We start from the raw sequence: 23,120 nt of genomic DNA, 5'->3' as shown, positions 1-23,120 counted from the left end.
AATAATGATAGGGGTATTGCTACCCCTGTATTTATAACCTTTATTCCCACCAGTCCAGCGCGAACGTAACCTCAAAGGTTGACACTTCGTTGTTGCTGTCCCAGTCCAGGGTGACTTCGCCTACGTTAGTAGGGAACAGCCCGTGGATGGTGTGATCGGCGGTAATTTCATCGTTACGGTTTTTCTGTTTAACCGTAGCGGTTTTTTTGTAGTTCGCTGGAATATCACCGCTAATCTGATCACCCATTCCGTGCATCATGTTTGACCATGCTACCAGAGCGTCACGCGTATTATGCGCGTCATCGTTATAGATTGTGATTGTCCAGTCATCATAGGTACGGTCACCAGCAACGTTGATTTTGCGGTTTTGGTATCCTACAGGAACTTTTTCAACTGTAGCCGCTGGCATGGTTGCCGCTTTACATTTGAATTTAAAGTTTTTGCCCAGATATGGGATCTCTACTTCGAACAAGTTCGGACGTGCGAAATCACCAGATTCAAAGGCGCGTAAAATGTCAGTAAGCATTTTTAACCTCGGATTTATTTATAGGGGCTTTTCAGCCCCTTTGACGTTATACGGCTTGCGGCCCTACCAGTTCATCGAAATCTGCGCCTGTAGACGTTGCTACGAAGTTCAGAGTGATGTAGTTGATAGAACGAGGCGGTTTCACGTAGATCGTTGCTACAAACTCGTTACGATCGATTACGTCTGACGTGTTGTTCGTGGTGTCGCAGATTACACGGTAATCGTAGCAGCCACCCAGCGCACGAATATTAGTCATGTACTGACCTGTATCCATACGGAACGAAGAACGGGTGAAATCATCGTTGTTTTCGAACAGTTTGTATTTCGCGTTATCACCGATGTCTTTCTTGATCATGTTGAACAAGCGACGAACGTTGATACGGTCAAATGGACTCGGTACGTTAGTCAGTGTTTTATCACCGAACAGAACGAAGCCGGAACCACCCGCGAAACCAGTTACCGGGTTAATCTGAACCTGATACATTGCGTCACGATGTGCTGTGCGCGGTTCGATAGCCAGTTTGATACAGTTGCGGATCTGACCACGGTTGTAACCTGCTGGAGACATCCACGGTTGAGCAACGCTATCAGTGTAAACACACAGGCCAGCGATATCACCTGCCAGCGGAACCCAACGGTTCACGTCATTGTATTTATCATACTGATATTTATAGTTACCATCCAGGAAGCCATAACTTGTACTTACGTTCAGGTTATTGTCTACCGCAGCACCACCACTGATTTTATAACCAGTACGCCATTCAATCATGTTATCAACCGCTGTTGCCAGAGGAATGTTAACCAGAAGAGAGCGCGGAGGCGAAACAAACACGGTACAATCCTGACGTTCATCACCGATTGAAACAACGTGTTTCTGAACGGTTGACATTACTTCTACGGTTTCACCAGCGCAAGCACCAGCAATCAGCAGAGGCACATGCAGCGCTTCGCGATCAGCAAACATATCCCAACCAGTCATCAGTTCATCAGCGCCTACAGTGTCGTTCGAGGACAAACCACCGCCGAATTCCAGGATACCGGAGAAGCCTTTAGGCCAGTTCAGGGAGGTTGCATAAACGTACTGAGAACCACCGTTCGCGAAAAAGTCATCCATGAAGATGTTAACGCCATAGATATCTTTATCGGTCTTTTCGGTTGACACGATGAAGGATTCCTGTACAATACCACCACGACGCACAACAAAAGCGTATTGATTGTCTGTTTGTGGCCCATAGGTCATAACAGAGCGACCGCTGTTCTTCACAGAAGAACCGGATGGATATGCAGTAATCATTGCACCGCTTTCATATGCCGCTTTGGAAATGATCTCAACCTGTACGGTTGAACCCAGTTCACCAGCATACAGAGCCACGACAGACGGGATCTGATATTTCTGGGTAAGCGCCTGGAATGCGGTTGCCTGAATGGTTTCTTTCGCAATATCCAGGTTCAGCAGAGTGATCCCAGAATCGCTTTCGATACCATCGATTGTGATCGAAGCGGAAACACCGGAAGACGCGGAAACGATCTCGGTAGTCCAGCCAGTAGAAATATCTGGGTAAGTACCATTCTGTTTCGCACGGGCCACGATTTTTTCGCTTGGGATGATTACCGCAAGGATTTTACCGTTGCTGTCAACCTTAGAAATTTTACCGTTTTCTTCGATTACGTTGTTGTTAAATTTAACTTTGATCTGGTCATTCACAGAGTAGTTAGAACCCTGAGAAGCAATCGTTGTTTTGATCTGGTTAAAAATTGCGCTTGCGTTTTTTGCGGCATCTTTATCGACAACGCGAACCACACGGAGATCATTACCGTACTGTAAGAAGTTAACAGCACTCATGAAATAGTCAGCGGTCAAGTTGTCTGGAGTACCAAAATAGTTTACCAGTTCGACTTCGTTAGAAATCTGACGGATCTGATAAGCTGGCCCCCATGAAAATTTACCAACAATGGCAGCGCGACCAGTTGAATTTCGAACAACGGTAGATTGTACCGATGTTTCTTTGGTTTCAATACCTGGAGATTGTAAAGCCATTATAGAATTTCCTCTAATTTATATAAACGAAATACCGTGAGAACCAACCGAAATCGTTTCATCACCGCTAGTAACGATAACCGGACACAGTGCGTCTTCGTATAGCTGTTCGCGTTCCCGTGCAAAAACTTCATTGGCTAGTCTTAAATCGTCCTTCTCGCAGAATTCGGCAAATTTCATTTGAGTTGTAAGCCAACCGAAACAAGCAAGCGACATAACGAGGTCGTCGTGATATCCTTCTTCCGCAGCCCACGAAACGCCTTTTTCTGAGAAAGTACGAAATTCGAGTATTGTCTTTTTGTTATTTATGATCAATTTATCTTTCTCGATCAGGTCTTTCAGCGTCGAACATCCCATAGCTTTTGATCGCTTAGTCTGTTTCATACCCAAATCGTTGTAACTGTCACAAATAACATTCTCATATTCCAGTTCGGAAAACAGAGATTTGGCAACTGAATGCCCTGTGCTATTTAGCTCAATGTAAATCCATGCCTCGTTATACATATTCAGATAACGTAACAGGATGTCCGGCAAAATAAGATGCGACGTTTTGTTTGAGTGATACACCGCAACCTGTTCAAATGGCATCGTCGTAATGTCGATGATGTGCATTGCATGGTAATCCTGTCCGCGACCTTCCGCTGGATCAAGTACCGCAACGTATTTATGCCCCTCTACTGGACGTTTATACTGATAAAAGTTCGTTTCCGTTTCATCAATATCAATCCATGAGAGCTTTGACAGTTTCCAGCCAGCGATCAGGGTTCCGCTGGTTCCCATGAATTCCGCGCAGTGTTCCTGTAAGAATGCCTCTTTGCTGGAGCCAGCGATCATCTTCGCAGACCACGAATAACCGTCATCAAATGTACCGTTGTCACCGTCTGTATACAATCGCTCTTTAACCGATGTCCAGATCGCCGTGTAAGGCACGAAGCCGGATTTTCCTTCTATAGCAGCGTTCCAGATATCATAGAAGTGGTTAAGCCCGTTAGGTGTCGTTGTGATAAGGATTTTCGATTTACGACCAGAAGAGATTACTGGTTGAATCGCTAACCACGCATCAACAAAGTTCGGGATAAACGCGCATTCGTCGATGTAGATCATCGCGAAGGAGTTACCACGCACCGCATCGGGAGAAGATGCAAACGCACCAATTTTACATTTGTTGTCAAGTTCAATAGAACCTTTGTTCCATTCAACAATACCAGGCTGCAAGAAGTCGGGCAGTAGTTCGATCGCCTGTTTGGTACGATCCAGAACTTCCGCAGACATCGAGGCTTTGTGAGCCAGCACACCAACATATTTATCTTCGTTGAAACACACGAAGTGAGCCAGGAAGATTGCAACAACGGTTGTTTTACCCAACTGACGCGACAGGTTACAGGCAACCATACGGTTTTTGTGCATTTCGATCAGCATTTCGCGCTGATAGTCACGCAACTGAACCTTGATTGTACCATAGTCAATGTGGGTGATCGCACAATATGTTTCGGCAAAATAAACGATGTCGTCGCGACATTTAACCCATTCCATGAGCATTTGTTGTGTCCATTTAGTTTGGACGAATGCTCGTTTCAGGTTTGGGTTCCCGTTATATCGGGTTTTCTTGTTGCCTTTATTTTTGTACGTGGCAAAGTTCGAACTGTCCTTAGACTGAATATCGACCTTTTGAATGCCGTTAATTTTCAGGTAGTCACTGAACGTTGTCGGATACCATTTTTTATCGTGTTCGCTTTGTGTCCACTCCATCCCCAATTCATCAATTTTCTTTTTCAGATATTTGGGATGCATTAATCCGATAGGGTGATCTGATTCCTTACTCGGATCGATCGTCGGTTCCATTTCCATCAGGGTTTACCTCTACAGCTTCACCATTAATGAAGCCCTCTTTGGGTTCATATGCACTGCCGTATTTCTGCATCAGTTCCGTAGGGGAACCAACAAATACGGTTGCATTCTCGATATTCATTTCACTACCACCACCGCTTTTTTCAGCACCTGGTTTTGTAGTCTCTTCCGTAATCTCACGCATTTCTTTGTGAATCTTCATCAGGCCAATGTTTGAAACGTTTAACTGATTCATCAGGCTTGTGAATACCTCGACGTGGCGAGGTGATTCGGAGTTCTTCGCGTTGTGTAATGCGATCTGCGCCATATCCATGATCATCTGATTCATATGGTGCGCAGTCTTACGCGCGAGCGTATAATCCTCTTCCAGATCCGGTTTCCGGTCTGCTGGATGTGATTGAACGTCAACCAGTTCAAGTTTCTCGTAAACAACCACATCCTCCCCAGACTCAACGCCGCCAGGGAGGGAATCAATATTCAGCAATTGCTGCAAATCTAATTTTTCATCCATTCTCATTCCCTCGGCTTAGGAGGTTCATCACCAGACGGGATCGGCTTATCGTGCGAGTACGTCTGAATATATTCTTCGCCCGTGTAGTCCTGCATAGGCAGATCTACCGGATCGGCTTGACTATCCACGGATTCAAAGTTATCTTTATCTAACGGGTTCATGTTAGCGAAGAAATCCGTGTAAACGGTTCTGATTTCACCCTTGACATCAGTTACAGGCGGGTACAGATAACCCTGTAATTCAAACATAAATGACCACTCAACATGACGGCGTTGATTTGCATCGCCCTCGAATGTGGTATCCGGCGCAACCGATTGGAGACTGATTTTGATGTCTCGGTCAACTGTGATATCGTTCTTATGCAGTTCGGTAATCTTACAGTTGAAATGCGGTTGAAAATATGGCAAAATCTGTTCTGCGATTTGGAACATATCATCTTCATATCGCGTATACACACCCAGTTCGAAAATCAGACGATATGGCACAGGGTTAAACTGTGTGATCGTTTTTCGTGGGGTTGCTAACTGTGTCATTTTTTGGTTGACCGCGATACTGGTTTTACGGATTGCGTTATATTGCAGATCCACCAGTGATAAGTTCATGCGCGGTAAAATCGTTTCCGTTTTAGCAACGTTTTCCTGACTCAACGTGTAGTTAAGTTTGTTCATGGAAGCGAGAAACTTCTCTTTCGATGCATAGGTGATCGGAACCTTTATGTATTTTTCTTGATCGCCGCGTACTCTTTTAACCTGAACATGGTTAAACAATTGTCCCATAAGAACAATGTAGTTACGCAGCGAACTATTATACCAGTATCCAAACAATTTTATACTCCTTCTATAATATTCAACAGTTTATCGTAATTGGATATATCTGTTGTTTCTGTATATCCATCCATCATATCTGATTTATCAACTACGCCACAAACAAGAGATTGTTTGATCTTCTGTTCAATACTCATTGCATCAATACCTTTATCGAATAATTTTTGATAAACCAGTTCGTGTTTATAAACGGATTTATTTGATTGCGCACACATTCTTTTCTTTGGTGTTCTGTTGGTTATCCCAAATTTCAGAAATTTTCCAGATAGTGATTGTACGTATACGTATGCTGGTTTGTTCGGATTGAACCCAGACGTTGCGCATTTTTTACAGCGATGACCTTGATTGAGAAAAGCAACTATACTTACATCCCAATTATGGCCTTTATCGCAAACCATTGATATTTTTGTGTGTGCATCTTTATACACCCCAACGAAATCTATGAATGTATATCCAATTGAATCTGCAAGAGTTTTGATTTCCTTGATTCTGTTTTCCTTTGATATTTTCATCTTAGGGGAACACAAATAACATCCGTTTGGACGACTTTTGTTGACAAATGGTTTGATCTGTTTTTCTGTTCTATGTCCTTTACTGCAAACAACATAAAACTTTGAATATTTTGTGATCGCTGATTGGTCTACCCATCCATCAAAAGATAGTTCTAATTCCGCACAACGTTCTTTTAATTGATGTTCTCTTTGTTCTATAGAGATTTTTGCAACCATATCATAAAATCCTCTTCGAAGAGGGTATAGACTTTCGCCTATACCCATATAACGTATTTATGGCAGACTTGCAAACGGTGAACCGCGTCCGTTGACAACATCAAAAGATTCGATGAATTCATCACCTTCTCTTTCAAATTCTTTGTCTTCTTCGTACTGTTCAATGTTGATATCAGCCAGCCCGTCAAGATTTCGAATCGGTTCGAGATCCAGTTCTGCATCCGGTTCGATGTGGATTCCTTCATTTCGCTGCAATTCAGGAGCCAGTTCTTCACCTGTGTAGATGAATTTCGCCAGGTTGATTTTGCGTTGAGGACGATCACCGAACTGATAGAACGGATCGGCTTCTACCCACGTAATTTCAAACAGGCTATTGTCCATAGGGAAATAAACCAGATCCCCCAGAACAGGAATACCACCATCAGTTTGATGTGCGAACAAACGAGGGTTAATTACCAGCGTCATTTCATCGTTTGAACTCAGACCAAATTTACTAAAGAAATCTCGTTGTCCTTCATAGTTGGCATACGATTCAATATATGCAGCAATTTTCCATGACTTCGTAAATTTGGATTCTCGGTCTTCGCCCAGGATCTTATCAATATTCACGAAGTCACGCCGGACGTAATACATATCAGGCGATTTCATCTGGATTGATTCAGCAGTCAATGAATCATGTAGCTGTTGTGTCGGATTATATTTGTACCAGTTTACATACGGGTTAGTGACCTGATCCTTTAAGTTGCGATCAACCCCTTCCCCCGTAGACAACTGAGCGAATAAACTTTCATCCCAGTTTTGCATTATTCCCCCTACACCATAATGATCGGTACTGCGTCAGACATCGAAATCAGTTCATCGCGCAGACTTTGCAGTTTGGTTTCCGCTTCCTGGATCAGTCGCGTACCATCAGGAGCAACACCGCCAGGCAATTGCATTCCCTGGAACTTAGCCAGAATTTGTCCGTTGATCTCTTTCACCAATGCGGTAGAGTAGTCTTTTACCCAACGGTTGTTATATGCAGACGTTCCGCCTGTAACAGTTGAACCCTGTCCCGCTCGTACACCGCCCACAACGCTGTTATACGGGTTTTCGTAGATGTCGGCTATGGATTGGTCTTCCACTGCGTTAGAACCCGCTGTAGCGTATCCTGCGACGCTTCCTACGGAGCTAGGAACATCAACGAAGGAACGAACCATCGCTTCAAGAACGAGAATATCGCCTTTGTTAACCTGCCCCCATGCGCAGAACTGACCAGTATCATCGTTGAACCAGTAATCAGGCAGTGGAGCCAGCAAGTCTTGCATTGAGCGTTGATAGGACATCATCTGGGTAAAGTATCCCATATCCGCACCGTATGCGTTCATACCGTACACGCTTGATGCACATCGACCGCCCAGAGAACCACCAGTAAGCCCCATCAGGAAATCGGTAAACCACGGATAAACCGCTGTACCGTCCATCGTGGTCAGTGAACCCATGTTTGTACGCAATACTTTTGTGATCGCGAAAATATGTTCTTTGCTCAAGTCGAACACGTTGCGCGGGTTATCGTCACCCAGAGTCAGAATAATATAACTTTTGTTTGTGCCGTTGTAATGATATTCTGCATAAAGATCTAAAGCGCGTTGAATGCAGTCATAAATCTGGTCTTGTGTGATTTCGATTTTGATGATTGGCGCGCCCAGACGACGAAGAATTTCATCCTTTAACTGTTCTGGATTATTTGTAATCATATGATCCTCAAAAGGGGCTTGCGCCCCTTATTAATTATTGAACCGTTACGGTTGCGTGAGTTGATTCGATTGTGTTACCCAGATCATCAAGAACAGAAACAAAGTACACGCCAGCGTTTTCGCTTGCCGCCGATGCTACTGTCAGAGTATCCAAAGTTTCACCATTCAAATCAGAGCCGTCTTTATTCCACTGATACGCGTATGGAGATTTACCACCAGTTGCCGCAACATGAAGCGTTAGCGGGTCGCCAGTAGTTACAGTCACATCAGAAATATCAGTGCTTAATGACAGAACCGGATGAACGGTAACAGTAATTTCGTTAGAAGTAATTACAGTATTTTCCGCATCAGTCACGACAACTTTGTAAACACCATCATCAGCAGAGGTTGCCCCCGCTTTAGAGAATGTTGCGCTGTTGGTTCCTACGTTGGCATTATCTTTCTTCCACTGATACGTGTAAGGGGTAGCGCCACCCGAAACAACTACGCTGAACGAAATAGTACCACCTTCGGTGTAGTCACTGTTTCCAGAAATGTTCTGGTCGAACACCATTGGAGCAGTTTTTGCAACATATTTCGCATCTGCTTCAACTTCTGTAATATACGGAACCAGAGCAGAATCAAGGTCATCGTGAGATACTTTGCTGTTTTCCAGTTCAGTAACACGGGTCGCGAGATCGCCACCAGAACCACTTTCAAGAGCAGCAACGCGAGCAGTCAGATCGGAAATCAGTTTATATAAACCAGTTTCAGAACCAGTAGTGTTCACGCCGATTGCAGCTTTACTATCGCGAGCAGTTTTCTGAATACCGTCTTTCAGGAACGGATCTGAACTTGCTGCATCACCATAGACGGCTTTACCCATCGCAATATTAGCAGCTACCAGACCAGACGATGTATTACCAACAATTGCAGTAACATCAATGAGTGATTGATGATCGTCACGCTGGGTGTTTTCAAGGTTCAGAATACGGCCTTTCATACTCGTTGGTTGTACGTCAGTACCGATGTCCGTTAATACCTGCGCCATTTCTCCGCGCAGACCATCATCACTTGATTCACCGACAATCATACTAAGATCGCCAATGTCTCGCTTCATGGTACTGATATCATAACGGATACTACCAGGAACCTGAGAGTTACCAACAGAACTTTCGAGCACAATCACGCGAGGCAGAACACCAACAACGGGATCGTTTACCTGAGTTTGCAAAGTAACGATGTTCTGTTCTGCTACATTCATACGGTTAACGATGCTACCAGTGCCACCAGAACCACTACGACCGATATACTGGTTGATGCTTGTCAGTTCGTTATCAACGCCTGTTAAACGCGTCCCGATACCATCTAAGCGAACGTATACGGATTCGAAGGTTGCCAAATGTTTCGGCCCCATTTCGTTACGCAGATCGGTCACTTCATCGGTTAAGTGTCCTACGTCTGAGTTCGCCCAGTCATCTTCAAGACGGGTAATACGCCCTTCGTGGATCGAAATCGCCTGTGCGTTCGTCATGATTTTGTATTTCATGCCAGAACCAGTAGACGAAGGATCTACATCACCGTTTTCGTTAAACCCTGGATATGCACCCAGTTCACCTTTCAGGAAAATGATATCTTTGCGGATCGTGCGGTGTTTAGGATCGGTTGTCGAATCCCATACACCAATTTCTGTTTCGATGTCATTTACTTTGAGCACTTGACCTGCTACGGTATTCTGAACGCCAGTCATATCGACTTTAAGAACAGATACATCAGAAACAACCTGATCCAGCTTGTCAATTACACTTTCATCAGAGATTGCGGCAAGGTTTTCACTAATGAGGTTAACCTGATCAATGACTTCGTTGATCTTCGATGTCTGTGTAGTTGTGTTTTGTTCCAGTTGTACGGCGTTCTGTTGAACCATAACACCGCTTCTGTTTAATGAACCCTCGTTAGTGGTTTTGGTGTTTGCACCATTGAGAGTTTCACCGTTAATAATCCATTGGATCTTAGTTTGAGTGGAGTCCGTAGGGACTCCATCAACAAACGGGATCTTAGGTAACGGGTTAAGTTTTGAAATCATGGATAACCCCTTTATCGTACTCGAATTACATAGTTGACCGCAACGTTTTTCATTCGTGTTTCTGTGCCGCCATTAGGAAGCGCACGGGTATAGCGGTTGTCGAAATGAATAACTCGTTGGTCATTCTTTTCTGCGCCTTTCAGTTCGTAAATCGCTTGACTTCTTGGAATGTTACCACCATTGTTATAAATCAATTCCAGATCATGTCCGTGAGATTCATACATGTCTTCCTGGTAAGTACCAAACCCGCGACCTGGGTCTAAACCACGTCCAGCATCAAATCCGCGAGCAGCAACACCGCGCATATCTGGGAGGTTGAAAGTACCGCCCGAACCACCATACGTGTACCCGATACGGGCAAACAGATCTGCGTAAGTTGTCGTGCTTAATGAGCGACCGTTACAGATAAACAGGTTTCCTGCATCGGAGTTGAATGCAGCAAGCATCATGCAACCGATCGGGATATTTGCGTCAACATCAGTCTTTGTTTGGTATTTATTGTCAACATCAATTGAACCCTGATACAATGCACCGCCAGTGATCGCACTGTTTCGGTTACTCGGAACAACGTTTGCACCAGCGGACAACGCAGTATTTGCTAATCCTGTATTGATTTCTGTTGATAATTTAACCATACCGAAAGTAGAGCCGGAGCCTTTCACAGCAGCAAGTTTTTGCGGGGTGATCGCTTTGGTGTTATCAGTACCCGCGTTTACTTCTGCCTGGGTAGCGATGCGGAGTAAACCTAAATCGCTTTCGCTTGCAGTCAGACGAATAAACGTGTATGGTGAAATCGCAAATCCATCACGGATTGTACCTGCGCGGACTTCTGCGACGGTAGCCAACTGAACCAAACCAAACGAACTTTCTGTTGCGTTGGATTGTACCGGAACCAGAGCAGAGATCGCCTGTTTAACTTTAAGCGGAGTCATTGCGGTTGTGTCATCAGTGCCGGACGTTGCCTGAGCAGTAGTTGACAGTTTAGCAGAACCCCACACGGTTTCTGTTGATTTTCTGTTATTGAACACGTAGTTCAACGAACGCGGGGTAATAGTCACCAGATCGTTCGAAACAGTTACCGATTCGGCATCAGTTGCATAGCGAGTATATCCCCATACGATTTGTGACGCATGAGGGTTCTGTAAACGATATTGCAGTAATGCAGGGGTAACAATCGTTGTGTTATCAGTACCAGCGTCAATTTGTGCCTGTGTTGCGATCGCGGCTATACCACGGAAGCCAGGAGCAGCAACAGGCAAGCCAACATCAGTACGCGCCCAACTACCGATAACAGCAAGAGCCTGTTGGACGTTTTTATACGTGCTAGGCCATTGCGTACCCGTAGGATCAAAAGTCACGTAAACGGACGCATCGCTTACGTGGTTAATTGTGTTGTTACTCATTTGTTATCCTTATGCAATACGCTGGAAATAGTAGATCGGAACTGCTGGTGTGACTGCCAAATCAACTTCCCCCAATTTCGACCATGTTCCATAACCAGATTTAGCCTGAACGTCGATCGTACCAACCATCGAAATACCGTTTTCTGTTTTATTAGTTACCGGATGCGGAACTGCATCAATAAAACGAACTTCCAGCATTTCCCCGTTAAGCCCTTTACGAGTCACCAAATCGAAATATTTTTCATGGGTAACAAAATCGTTAAAGGTGTTATATACTTCTTCACACACACTTGATGCGTTAGTTGTATTATCGAATACAAATGGGAATCCGTATACGTGAATAGTTGCTTTTGTCTGATCCGGGTCTGGGTTTAATACAGCACCGCCAAACTTAATTGTTTCTACTTGCTGAACAGCAGACGGCGGACTATCTTCGGTCATCATAATCACCCCGTTAATCGGGATCTGCTGAGATAAAGAATATAGATCGTCGATTGCTGATTGTACGTTAGGGTAATCAACCCCTTTGCGAAGCTGATCGACGTTAGCGCCGCCGATAGTACGTTTACCACCAATCAAAGGGTCTTTCGTACCCATTTCATATTGTAAAAAATCTGCTTCGCGGGAAGGGACTTTCGCCCCCTCCCTTGTTTTGGAAATAAATTGTTGTTTCATTATGCTACCCTTATCCAGCGATGAACAGTAATATATGGCGGGAGCGTTCTAAGTTTATCGGGGGTAGTGTTACCCTGATTTACTTTAATTACATCCTCGCGGTATTTAGTGTAACCTGGCCCCTTCGCATCAGGATCAACCTGACAGCCCCCGATAATAATGATCCCGTTCGCGTCTTTAATCAGAACCTTATCGGTTGACTGAATTTGAGGAACGTTGATCGGTTTGATTTCGTAACCACGTTCGCCACCAGTGCCACCAGAAGTATGAGTTGGTTGACCGGAACCATCCAGATCGTTATTATTCAGACCAAAATCACTATCGGCTTCATCGGTAGTCCAGCCAGCAAGGAACATTCCTTCGGCATAACGTGTCCAGATACCAAAGCCCATATAATCGCCTGGGTTCGCGTCGTTGTGTGCGTTTTCGTAGATTGTCCCAATCGGGTGAATCACATCAAAGAACGCTTGCAGATCCAGCAGACGACCAGTAAAGGTATCGGCTACTTTTCGAGCGGTTTTCTGTGTCGGGTTGTTGTAATCGGTATATTCAATCTGATTCACCAGAACAACTTCTTCTTCGTTGTTCAGATAAATCTTATCAGTATGTTCTTTAATACCGCCTACACCGTCCCATTCCATCACCGTACCGATATCATTGTTGAACCAACGAATTGTTACGACATCGCGAGTTTCCAGAGGTTGAGCGAATTTGATACCAGTTACAATAGAATCAACGAAAATTAGGCTGTAGTCCTGTCCAGAGGGAACCCACGCACCGGAGTTAGCCAAACAGCTTGATTCATCGTAACCTTGTGCCCCTTCGCACGTAAAGGTCGGGAGATCCGCATCACCAGCTTTAACCAGTTGACGACCGTTAAGCAGCAGTTCAAACGAGTTAGGGTTTACCAGAATACGAGGACTGATCCCGAACTCGGCATTGGTGAATTCGCGTTTGGTTGACAAGTCACCAACCCAGATTTCGCCAGGAACACTAACCTGTTCGGTGTCGCCTGTGTTGTATACGCGCATAGTATGCGCCTCATACGTCGAACGCCATGCGGCAATACCATCCAGATAGGTAACGAATTGAAGCGTGTCACCAGCGTTACACGGACGTTTGAGGCGAATATTCACCCCATCCAGATCTACCAGTTGTCCGGCGCTAGCACCAGGCGAACCGTAATCACTGTTTGCCTCTACAAAGCCGTTTTTGTCGTCGATGTACAGCAAGTTACCGCGATAGTAAACTTCCAGAGCACGGACGTTATACGAGTTATTAGGGCCAAATACGTTAGGAAAGTCTGTCTGTCCCTGTGTAGCGATATACGTTTCTTTTGATACGGTTGCAAGATCCGAAGTAGTGATTTTGTCGATCTGTTTGTTTTCGACATATTCCCAGCGACCAGGAGAACAATAAACCAATTCAACATCCATGAAATCTTTGTACAATTCTTTGTAAGTCGGGGAACCTTTAATGGTGTCTCCGCTTGCAGGAATCAGACGCACGTTGTTGGTAGCCCATTTACTCCATACGTCACGTAGACGAATAACCTTGTTATAATCGCTTACGCCGCCTTTAGGGAGGTTTACAGTAATACGGTTGTTACTTGTATTCAGCGCCCACGAATCACCGAAAATAGGGGATAGCGTAGGGGCTGAATGCGTTTTCCATGCACCCGCTGGGTGAGGGATTTCCCCATCACCCAGCTTGTTGTAAAGTTCGGTAAAGTTCGCGTTTGTCTTTTGACCACCACGGCGTAAGTAATCGCCAGCGCCGTCATCAACCACGTTACCAATAATAATTTCTTGTTTCATGCTGCGATCCCTGATTTAATGGTGTCAATCGCTTTAATCGTAAACTTAATACGATCTTCGAGTTTGGATTGAACGTTAGCATATACCACATCACCAGCGCCAACAGTGAAGTTTAGCGTGTACATATCATCGTCGCTGTTTTTCAATACTGCATATTCAGTTGAATACACATTTCGAGCGACACGATCCACGCCTAACAGAATTTCAGCCATTTTAGTGACTGTACCTCTCATATTTTCAGCATACACGAGAAGTTTCGCGCCGCTGAACTCACTGTAACCAAATAACGGTATTGCGGTAGATGATGCTTTCAAAATTAGTTTGGTAGCGTCAACGGGCATTGTTTTAGAACCGAACATTGATTCTACTGAATAATCCCATGTAGTTACTGAACCCTCTTTCTTCGTACACCACAGCATAACGCGGGTATACGGGGAGGTCACGTAAAGCTGATCCTGTACTCCCGTAATTCCATCGCCAACTTGAGGACGGAAAACAATAGGGCGATCAACAGAAACGCTACCGTTACTATTTATGAAATAGCATCCTTCACCTAACTTACCCGTAGGGAGAACAACTGTAATCGGCCCTGTAGAAGTATCCATATCATGCAAAGAACCCAATTCGATCGGGTTCCCTGAATAATATGTGCGAGGCAGCTTTTGATAATAACCAGTCGCGTGAAGCAACATTGTACCAACGCCATTATTAGCACTAAGCAGACGAACATCACCAAATGCGTTGTATATGTTCGTTACCATTTCGTTTAATTTAACACCGCCGTCATACAGCGGATCACCAGTTGACGGGTTGCCGATCTGCCCCACGTCAATCAATTTTTTACCTGTTTGATATGCCATTATGGTTTCCTTAGAATTCGAAAATAATACTGACTTCTTCGGTCTGATCAGGAGAACGAATAATCGGTTGACGGTTTTCCATATAGATCATTTGTCCTGAATCCAGTTCAAGTTGATTCCGTGTGTAATACTGGCCTGTTGCTTTTACTTCTGGGTCTGAGGGTTGCGCCTTTTTAAGTAGCGGGTTTACAATAACGCTTACTTGACGGAATCCACGGTTCCCAGGTAAAGAGGCTTGCGGGAAGAACAACGAATCCATATACGCACGGAATCGCATTGAGTGAACCTTCATTCGGTAAACCAAATCATACATATCTGGATACCATTTGATTACGTTGTCGTAACCCCAGCGAACCGGATCTTCTTCGAGTTCATTCGGGAACGGAACAACGATATGTTCGTTTGTGCAACGGTTGATCACAACATCTGGTGGAATCGTGTAGAGATATTCCCAGATATAACCGTCGCCCATATCAATACCGTTCGCTTCTCCGCGTGGAGGTTCGATCGATTCGTGTGTAGGTGTCCAAACGCCACCAATACGCACACATTCAACTTTCCCCGTGATGCTGGAGATAGAGCAAGAACCGATATCAGGAACGTCAGCAACGCGATATACCATCCATCCTTTACCGTAGTCAGTACGGTTATAAGGAGCGGAGTTGACAACCACAATATCATTAACGTAAAAGATTTTAGGGTTCGGATATCGTGTATCGCCCCAGTCTTTACGGGGAACGATCGCATCAATCATTTCGCCAGGAACTTTAGTCATCCCGATCATATGCGTCCACATATCGACAATACCATCTGTATCATCGTTAGGATAAGGGGGCGCGAATTCTGGGTCGGATTCATTATCCGCCCATTGTTCAGTTCTCCCGATCGACATATAAATCGAGTTATGATCGGAGGCATCCCCGATCATTTCGCGAAAGTTCATCATGTTTTCCGTGCGGAACTTACCAGTTACAACCGCACGGTAAATGTTTTGTTGAGCCATTTATTTTCCTACCTTTCTTTGTGACGGTGGATTTGGATCGCGTGGATTACCAGCGTCATCTTTCAATCGTTTTTCCACTAAGTTACGGAACTGAGAGTATTTAACCGCAGAGCTATCGAACAGTGGACTTTGATCAAATCGACGCGCAGAAGGTAAAACACCATTCAGCGGTTGTTCATCAACATCATATTCAGGAGGAACATCAAAAAGCTGTCCGGCTTTAGGATGTGCATCATATAATGCTTCTCCTGTTACGAGGTCGAATGTCTGATTTCCGTTACCATCAAGACGGGCTACACGATCAGGCCAATACTTCGGATAACCACTGTCATAGCGATAATTTCGAAGAATATCAATAATCGTTTCGCTATGCGTCATAGACAAACCAGAGTTAATGAAAACAGTCAACATCGTGATTCCAATAAAACCGAAGCCTACAGGGTGAACGAATCGCAGAACATCATCCTTATAACGGGATGCTGGTAGATTCGAACGAATTTTCATCACATAGTACGAACGTCCACGGTTGAAGTAGTCGATCGAGTTATTCGCCATTTGTTTACCACGAACACCACGCAGAACCATTCCAGTAAAGTTAGTTTTTTCTGACTTGACAACCTGACCTTCAAGGAAGTTTCCTATCACGTTATGCAGAGTCATTGACCAGCGTAATTGTCCGTTTTCATAGTTGCGTTCGATATACGTCACGTTAGCTCTTGCTGTTGGTGTGTAAATCGTCCGGCCTACAATATCCTGGCTGATATTCGTTGACGATACCAAAATATCATATTCGAGAGTGTTTGAACTTTCGATTTCAACGGTAACATCTTCGTTATACAGCATTTTGAACAGGAATTTGTAACTGGTTTCGATACCCTTTGACGAATAGAAGTCACTCGCACGGGATTCGAAGAACCGAACAACCTGATCACGTTTCGATTTATCCAGGTAGATATTACGGCGGTTTACTTCCGACCAGAGATATTCAACGCTGTTTGGTTCGCGAGGATATTTGTTCCTGATCAGGTTCAACAGTTTGTTATAATAGGTATTTTCACCCAATGAAACGAACTGCAAATAATATTCCCCGAACTTCTCGAAATATTGCTGTTCCAGATAGCTTTGAGGCGCAAAGCGCGTAATCATATGGCTTAAATCTGGGTCAATCAAACCAGGAGACAGATCTGGCGTATATGGTTTTTCTCGTTCCTGCTGAATCAGATTAGCAATCAACAAAGTATTGTCTGGTTTCCAGAAAATCGTTAAACTGTCACGGGCGCGATAACTCAACTCATAAAATCCGATGATTTCGCCTGAACTCTTATACAGTAACACACCGTTAGTGTACTTGGTAAAACCAGTAAACTTGATGTTGTTGATATAGATTTTCACATTACCACGATCCCACACTTCACGGTTAACACGAAGCGATGATGACGTGCCAGCACTATCAGTAACTAGCGTATACGTTATTTTCGGGTACACCACCAGAGGACGGTTATCATTGGTAATCCATGTGCGAACAGAATCGCGGAAGAACCAACTATAGTTTGCCTCGTTGTAGTATTCCTGAGCACCAAATTTCCACACAGTAGGATCGTCGATGTGTGCGCGAATCGTCGTGAAGTTGATCGCAAGGCTGGAGGTATAGCCAGGACGCAGATCATATTTCACCGCATCAACCAACGCTGGGTTTTCCACCACCAGTTCTGGATCTGGTAAAGTTCCAGGATACTTGTAGTTTGCAACAGAAATGAAAATTTCTGTACCGTTTGTTGACATATTGGTGTATTGATGTTCAATGAAGAAACGTTCTTTTTCCGTGTTCCCGTACAGGCGTACAAAAGTTTTAGTGTCTTCTTGCCACTGATACACACCGGATGCAGTAGACGATTTAACGTTAGCAGGTTTTGTTGGATCTAACAGAGCAGTTTTCACCTCACCCGTTACAAGCGCGTACAGAATGCCGTCCATAACATCCATTTTCTTAACAACAATCTTATCATTACCAGGTACGATTGTATAGCTAACAGTATCGAAAATCTTTTCCCCGAACGTTGGTGAACTTGGGTTCGTATCGATCGGTGTCTGTTTCAGAGCGATACGACGCATGACGTTTTTAGCAGCAACATAGAGCCAGCCATCAGAACAGGCCATTGCTTCGGCATATTTCGCCACGTTACCAGGCAATTTAGCAAACGTGTTGTATGAGTCTACATCGAAATCTAAGCCCGTCTGGTTCCCCAGTTTGGCAAACGTAACATCATCAGCAGAGAATCGCACATCGTCCGCAGACCAGCGAATATCTGTTGAGGTGCGCCCGTAGAAGATACGATCGTAACCCAGTACATAGGTTGTGTTTCGGCTTTGATACGCAACAGAGCGCGATACAGGGTTTCCTACGCGGTCGTTAAACGCCTTGTAGTAATGCCATGTTTGCCCTTTGTCGTTTGATACCTTCGCCATGTTCTGAAAACGTTCAAACAGATAAAGCAAACCGTTTGACGCTACCAGGAAAGTTCTGTTAATGTCGTTACAAACGTGTTCGATATGATCCTGGATCTCATGATAGTTTTCTTGAGTAAGGATTTTATCACTGATTTGTGAAACGTCGGTGTATAATGGAGAAAACACAAAGTCTTCTTTCATCAGAGCCGCCATTACCACATCAGAATCAAAATTCACGTAGTTTCTGTTATTCTTTGAAAATTTTTCGTTTATGAATGCATCACTTGGTGTGAATTCACGCATAGTCGAATATGTGTATGCGTTGAGATCGAATGTCCAGAGTTCCTCTGTATAAACCCAGTCAGACGGGTCAAAGCCTTTATGCGTAACCATGACGCGATATTTGTAATAGCTGTTGGGCTGTACGTCAGAAGAAAACCATTCGTTCTGATATGCGTAACCTAATTGAAACCAGGTAAGTTCATCATCTGGAACCACAGCACCACCCGCACCGCGAGTTTCAGCCATTTCTACCACGTAGTAGAAATCCATGCCTACGCTATCCCACTTCAAATATACGAAGTTAGCAGCCAGTTTATCAACGCGCAAACTGGTAATTGACGGCGCTTTAATCATTATGTTTCTCCAAATTTGCGTTTTACTTATATCCCATATTTAGCAAACAAAAAACCCCTGCCGGATGACAGGGGTTGAAATTATTGACTGATCGGGTTCATCGTCAGCGTTGTATATTGAGGACGTAGATCGTTTTCAAATACAATCAAGGAACCATCGCGGGTGAAAATAGTTTCTTCTAACGGTGTTGCTGTCAGTTCGATGTATGCAGCGCTAAAGCGTTCAGCAGGGACGTTAAGCACACCCAGATCGAAACTAATGAAATCAGTGTAGTGTTCCGCATATCCGACTTCGTAATATTTAGTACGATCCGTGACTCCTGGGTATTTATTAAAATCGGTTCCTGTATACGCAGTAATAGCGATATCGCCGTTTTTGAAAGGCCCAATCACGATTTTTGCCCGTCCAGAACTGTTGGCAGCGGTTGACGCATAACGAACGTTATACGAATCACCAGCGGCGTTTGTGTACTTGAAACCGTTCGAAACAATACTGCGCGGCGCTACTTGGTTCAGGAAGTGAATACCTGACATTGGGGCGCTGTAGTAGTTGTCCAGTTCACGCAACAGGCTAATCGTAGCAGAGGAACCAATGATCGACACGTCCGCATTATCAACATAGGTTAACATTTTGGACTTACTGAATGATTTGTTGAAAATTTCAACGTTATCAGTATAGTAATTATCAATCGCTGTGATTACCTGACCGCGCAACCATTCTTCCGACTCAACGAGTTTGCTGATATCATACGTTACTTTGATGCTTTGTACAATATACAAGTAGTTCGGGTCGAGAATAGACGGCGTGATCGTCGCAAGATTATACTTCGCAAGATAGTTTTGCATGTCTTCTTTTTGTACAGAAGTCAACCGTAAACCAGATTTAGGCTTAACGGAAATGAATGCATAACCAGGTTTCTCGCTATCTGTAAAGCACTGAACCGCCTGAATAACAGAACCGAAACGGTGTGACAAGAACGATTCATAATCCGATGCAGTAACGCAACGTCGCTGTGTCTCACGCATGATAGGAGCCAGTTCACGAATACGTTCAATATTTTCCGGTTCGCCACCACCATCAGCACCGACATAATCAGCGGAATCTGTAGGGTTTTCGGTGATGCTGGTAATGCTAATGTTTGTCAACGTATCCACGTAAACAAAGTTTTCAGCACCGTTAGCATCTTCTCCGTTCGTCGAAATATATTCAATAACGATAGTTGATCCGTTTGCTGGTTTCAGACCACCGATATAATCAGCAGTCAGAGCACCACCCGCGACTTGTTGGCTTGTTTCACCTTCACCAAAGTAAACTTCGGTGTGTCCGTCCACAGTTTCACGCATATAGAAAATTGTTGATGCGCCCGTGGCGTTTACGATACTTTCATTCGTCCAGTCATCCCATTGTGCGCCGTTAACAGTAACGCGAACCTGACTACGATCGATGTTTGGATCTCGAATCAGGATAGTAGAGCCGTCGAAGATGACTTCGGTACGTACTAAACGCCCCTGAACGATGTTCAGCATAGAAACATAGTTGTTGTCTTTGTCACGAACGATAACCACGTCATCAGATACGACGAACGGGAAACTGTTTGTCTGTTTTACTGTACCGATGAATTTCGTACCGCGCGGAATACGGATCGATGTCGGGTTCAGTGGGTTTTTAGCAGTAACCATGATCGCAGTGCTTGCAGCAGTACGGGAATCCGGCATATAGCCCAAATCTTGAGCGTGTTGCACAACAGAGCTACGAAGCGCCGCAGTACGAATAAACGATTCGAACAGTGCAGTGTTACCCATCTGTTGAATGTACAGAGTAGCATAACCCAGCAGATCCACAAGCACGTTCATACGCGAGCCTGAAAAATCGTAGTCTTTGAATTCTTCTTGTCCACGGAGCCAGTTAATTAAGTCCGCTTTGATTTCTTCGAAAGTAGCCCCGACAAAAATATCGGGGATCTGATTAATTTGTTTCTTTAAAGTAGCCATTATTACCCCTCTTTATCGGGTATTTAGTATTGAACCATAGGGACGCAAACACTAATCGAACCGAAAGTGATCGCAAGTCCAATCAGAGACAATAGCTTGTTAACATATTGAGTCACTTTACTTAGGGCAAGCGTACAAATCTGGTTATATATTACTTTGCATGTATCCTTAAACGATCTGGAACTGTCAACAAAGTCTTTGTATAGCGATTTAGCGCCCGTCAGTGCGTTGTCATACGTTTTTAACAGGTCATCGAATGCAACCCCACAGTAACCTAAGAACTGGTTAATCTGAGCCATTACAGGAAGTTTCTTGAGTTCATCCATCGCCATGCTGTAGGTGTCTTTCAATCCATCCTGCAACGATGCGATCTGCGCCTTGATGCCCTCATATGTTGCCTTAGTCGCTGCAATAGCCGCGTTTGCTGCATCGAGTGAAGCCTGATAAGCAGCGGTAGCCATTTCAGTTACAGGTTCCCACATCCAGTTAAGGTACTGGTCGAACTTACGTTTAATAGAATCCCTTTCCTGAGTCTGAGAAGTCAAGGTTTTGTAAACTTCTTGCGCCTGTTCATACAATGCGGAGATCTGCGCATATGATGCATCGATAACTGCTTTAACCTTGACCTGTGCTTGCTGATACAGATCCATTGCTGTAAACCCTGGGAAGTTACCGCCCAGAATCACATCAAGTGGTTTAATCTGTCGCATGATGTTACGGATAGCCAACACCGCAGACCAAAGCGGGTTTGGTGTTTCAGGAGGCATTGACCAGATCTGCATCATACGCCCGTACAAATCCACCAAAGCAACGCAACCATTTTGGAACATAGTCAAACACCAGTCAAATAACGCGCTACACGCGTCTACAAGGTCGCGAGCGCCAGCCTTGACGTATTCAACGGCGTAGTTGTAAGAACTGCCTATAGCCCCGTATATTGCGTTTATGACGCTTTCATACGTCTGTGCGCCGGAATCAATCAGAGCCTGGAAAGAATCTTTCAGGGATTGAACCGAACTATCACCAAACACCAGATCGTAAATGTTGATTGCAACACCCATGATCGCAACAGTCGGGAGGAAGTTATTGATCAGACTCCATGCACCGCCCACGATGTTAAACGCAGAGCTAATGATCTGCCGGAATACCTTCATTGCGGTTTGCCATGCCTGCTGTGACAATGCCAGAGCACCCGCTGTGATTTCTTCCATCCCGATCGAAAGTCCATCAAACATCGTTGCTATGCCTGTACCGTTCTTGATCGTACCCGTCAACATGTTAAATGCAAGTTTGAACGTTTCGCGGGTTTCGTTCCATGCGGACAACATAGCATCACTAATGTTAGTGTATGCAAAGCCTACGGTCGCCGGAATACAACCCAGTCCAGAACGAGCAGAACGCAACAAAGAGATCTCACTCGGTAGCGCCCCATACGTTGACGGGAGAGCCGGAGGAACCGGAGGAATGCTGGTATCTGCGTTCGTGTTTACCGACATCCCTGTATATTTGCACTGGTGCGCTGGGGATTCGTCGTGTTTCATGTAAGCAATACGATTGCCATTCCAGTAATAATCAATGCTGGTAAATGCGCCCGTGTCTGGGTTGTATACCTGTCGGATTCGCTGATCACAACGGGGGCCAGCAGTCAGCAAGTAACCACCGGAGTTTTCCACCTTGTACATCGCGAGTTCGCCAGGGTTCTTGAACAGATTCGCTTTTGACAAATCAGCCCCGTACCAGTCATTACCCGCGAGCTTAGTAGCCCCGATCGATGTGATATAGGCATCAATATCCGCTTGACTGGCGAAATAATAACCAATCTTCGTAACCAGAATGTCAGTAGAAACCCCTGGGGTTCCGTCTGGGTTTGTGGGTACGTTTGGAGAGTTCACCACCGGAAGTGGATCGCTTTTCTGCCCGAATGGAGAACTCGTATACAGGTGAGTTCCGATCGGGATGATTTCGGTCGCCCATTCTACCCCAACAGCGGGGTAATTTTCTGTGTGTCCCT

17 protein-coding genes are annotated in these 23,120 nt (G+C 44.6%); all 17 read right to left on the bottom strand.

Features of this window, described 5'->3' with window-relative positions; translation table 11 throughout:
• Nucleotides 1–40: 40 nt before the first annotated feature.
• Complete coding sequence (locus tag ACFOWS_RS16710) at nt 41–526, bottom strand: phage tail protein (protein WP_016054005.1); 486 nt, start codon at nt 524–526, stop codon at nt 41–43.
• A 46-nt stretch (nt 527–572) separates the two neighbouring features.
• The gene (locus tag ACFOWS_RS16705; protein WP_379767106.1) at nt 573–2,564 is read right to left on the bottom strand and encodes a phage tail sheath subtilisin-like domain-containing protein; all 1,992 of its coding nucleotides are present in this window, start codon (nt 2,562–2,564) and stop codon (nt 573–575) included.
• 18 nt (nt 2,565–2,582) lie between these two features.
• Nucleotides 2,583–4,406 (bottom strand): terminase large subunit domain-containing protein, encoded by a 1,824-nt coding sequence (locus tag ACFOWS_RS16700; protein ID WP_379767103.1) that lies wholly within the window; start codon nt 4,404–4,406, stop codon nt 2,583–2,585.
• A complete protein-coding gene (locus ACFOWS_RS16695; RefSeq protein ID WP_379767100.1) occupies nt 4,381–4,929 on the bottom strand; it encodes a terminase small subunit in 549 nt (182 codons plus the stop codon). The genes ACFOWS_RS16700 and ACFOWS_RS16695 overlap by 26 nt, the downstream gene beginning before the upstream one ends.
• The gene (locus ACFOWS_RS16690; RefSeq protein WP_379767097.1) at nt 4,926–5,747 is read right to left on the bottom strand and encodes a tail sheath stabilizer and completion protein; all 822 of its coding nucleotides are present in this window, start codon (nt 5,745–5,747) and stop codon (nt 4,926–4,928) included. Before ACFOWS_RS16690 ends, ACFOWS_RS16695 begins: the two co-directional genes overlap by 4 nt.
• Before the next feature lie 2 nt (nt 5,748–5,749).
• The gene (locus ACFOWS_RS16685; protein WP_379767094.1) at nt 5,750–6,523 is read right to left on the bottom strand and encodes a hypothetical protein; all 774 of its coding nucleotides are present in this window, start codon (nt 6,521–6,523) and stop codon (nt 5,750–5,752) included.
• 9 nt (nt 6,524–6,532) lie between these two features.
• Entirely contained in the window at nt 6,533–7,279 is a 747-nt protein-coding gene (locus ACFOWS_RS16680; RefSeq protein WP_349043825.1) for a hypothetical protein, read from the bottom strand.
• 8 nt (nt 7,280–7,287) lie between these two features.
• Nucleotides 7,288–8,211: a hypothetical protein gene (locus ACFOWS_RS16675; RefSeq protein WP_379767089.1), complete on the bottom strand. Its 924-nt coding sequence runs from the start codon at nt 8,209–8,211 to the stop codon at nt 7,288–7,290.
• Nucleotides 8,212–8,245: 34 nt separating this feature from the next.
• Nucleotides 8,246–10,276 (bottom strand): phage neck protein fibritin, encoded by a 2,031-nt coding sequence (locus ACFOWS_RS16670; protein ID WP_379767087.1) that lies wholly within the window; start codon nt 10,274–10,276, stop codon nt 8,246–8,248.
• An 11-nt stretch (nt 10,277–10,287) separates the two neighbouring features.
• Nucleotides 10,288–11,679, bottom strand: coding sequence for a phage tail protein (locus tag ACFOWS_RS16665; protein ID WP_379767084.1), 1,392 nt, complete (start codon nt 11,677–11,679; stop codon nt 10,288–10,290).
• A 9-nt stretch (nt 11,680–11,688) separates the two neighbouring features.
• A complete protein-coding gene (locus ACFOWS_RS16660; protein WP_379767081.1) occupies nt 11,689–12,354 on the bottom strand; it encodes a hypothetical protein in 666 nt (221 codons plus the stop codon).
• Nucleotides 12,354–14,171 (bottom strand): phage baseplate protein, encoded by a 1,818-nt coding sequence (locus tag ACFOWS_RS16655; protein WP_379767078.1) that lies wholly within the window; start codon nt 14,169–14,171, stop codon nt 12,354–12,356. The genes ACFOWS_RS16660 and ACFOWS_RS16655 overlap by 1 nt, the downstream gene beginning before the upstream one ends.
• Complete coding sequence (locus ACFOWS_RS16650) at nt 14,168–15,031, bottom strand: baseplate wedge tail fiber connector (protein WP_379767075.1); 864 nt, start codon at nt 15,029–15,031, stop codon at nt 14,168–14,170. Before ACFOWS_RS16650 ends, ACFOWS_RS16655 begins: the two co-directional genes overlap by 4 nt.
• 10 nt (nt 15,032–15,041) lie before the next feature.
• Nucleotides 15,042–16,034 carry a hypothetical protein gene (locus ACFOWS_RS16645; protein WP_379767072.1) on the bottom strand — a complete coding sequence of 331 codons (993 nt, stop codon included), beginning with the start codon at nt 16,032–16,034 and terminating at the stop codon, nt 15,042–15,044.
• On the bottom strand, nt 16,035–19,118 hold the full coding sequence (locus ACFOWS_RS16640; RefSeq protein ID WP_379767069.1) for a hypothetical protein: 3,084 nt from the start codon (nt 19,116–19,118) through the stop codon (nt 16,035–16,037). It lies immediately after the preceding gene.
• Nucleotides 19,119–19,198: 80 nt separating this feature from the next.
• Nucleotides 19,199–21,109, bottom strand: coding sequence for a hypothetical protein (locus ACFOWS_RS16635; protein WP_379767066.1), 1,911 nt, complete (start codon nt 21,107–21,109; stop codon nt 19,199–19,201).
• A 23-nt stretch (nt 21,110–21,132) separates the two neighbouring features.
• Nucleotides 21,133–23,120: hypothetical protein (locus ACFOWS_RS16630; protein ID WP_379767063.1), on the bottom strand; the 1,988-nt coding region annotated here is incomplete at its 5' end.

Source organism: Flagellimonas marina (assembly GCF_042651185.1).
GTDB classification, from domain to species: domain Bacteria; phylum Bacteroidota; class Bacteroidia; order Flavobacteriales; family Flavobacteriaceae; genus Flagellimonas; species Flagellimonas marina.
Note: the sequence above shows the minus strand (reverse complement) of the source record. Positions and strands in the feature narration are given on the sequence as shown.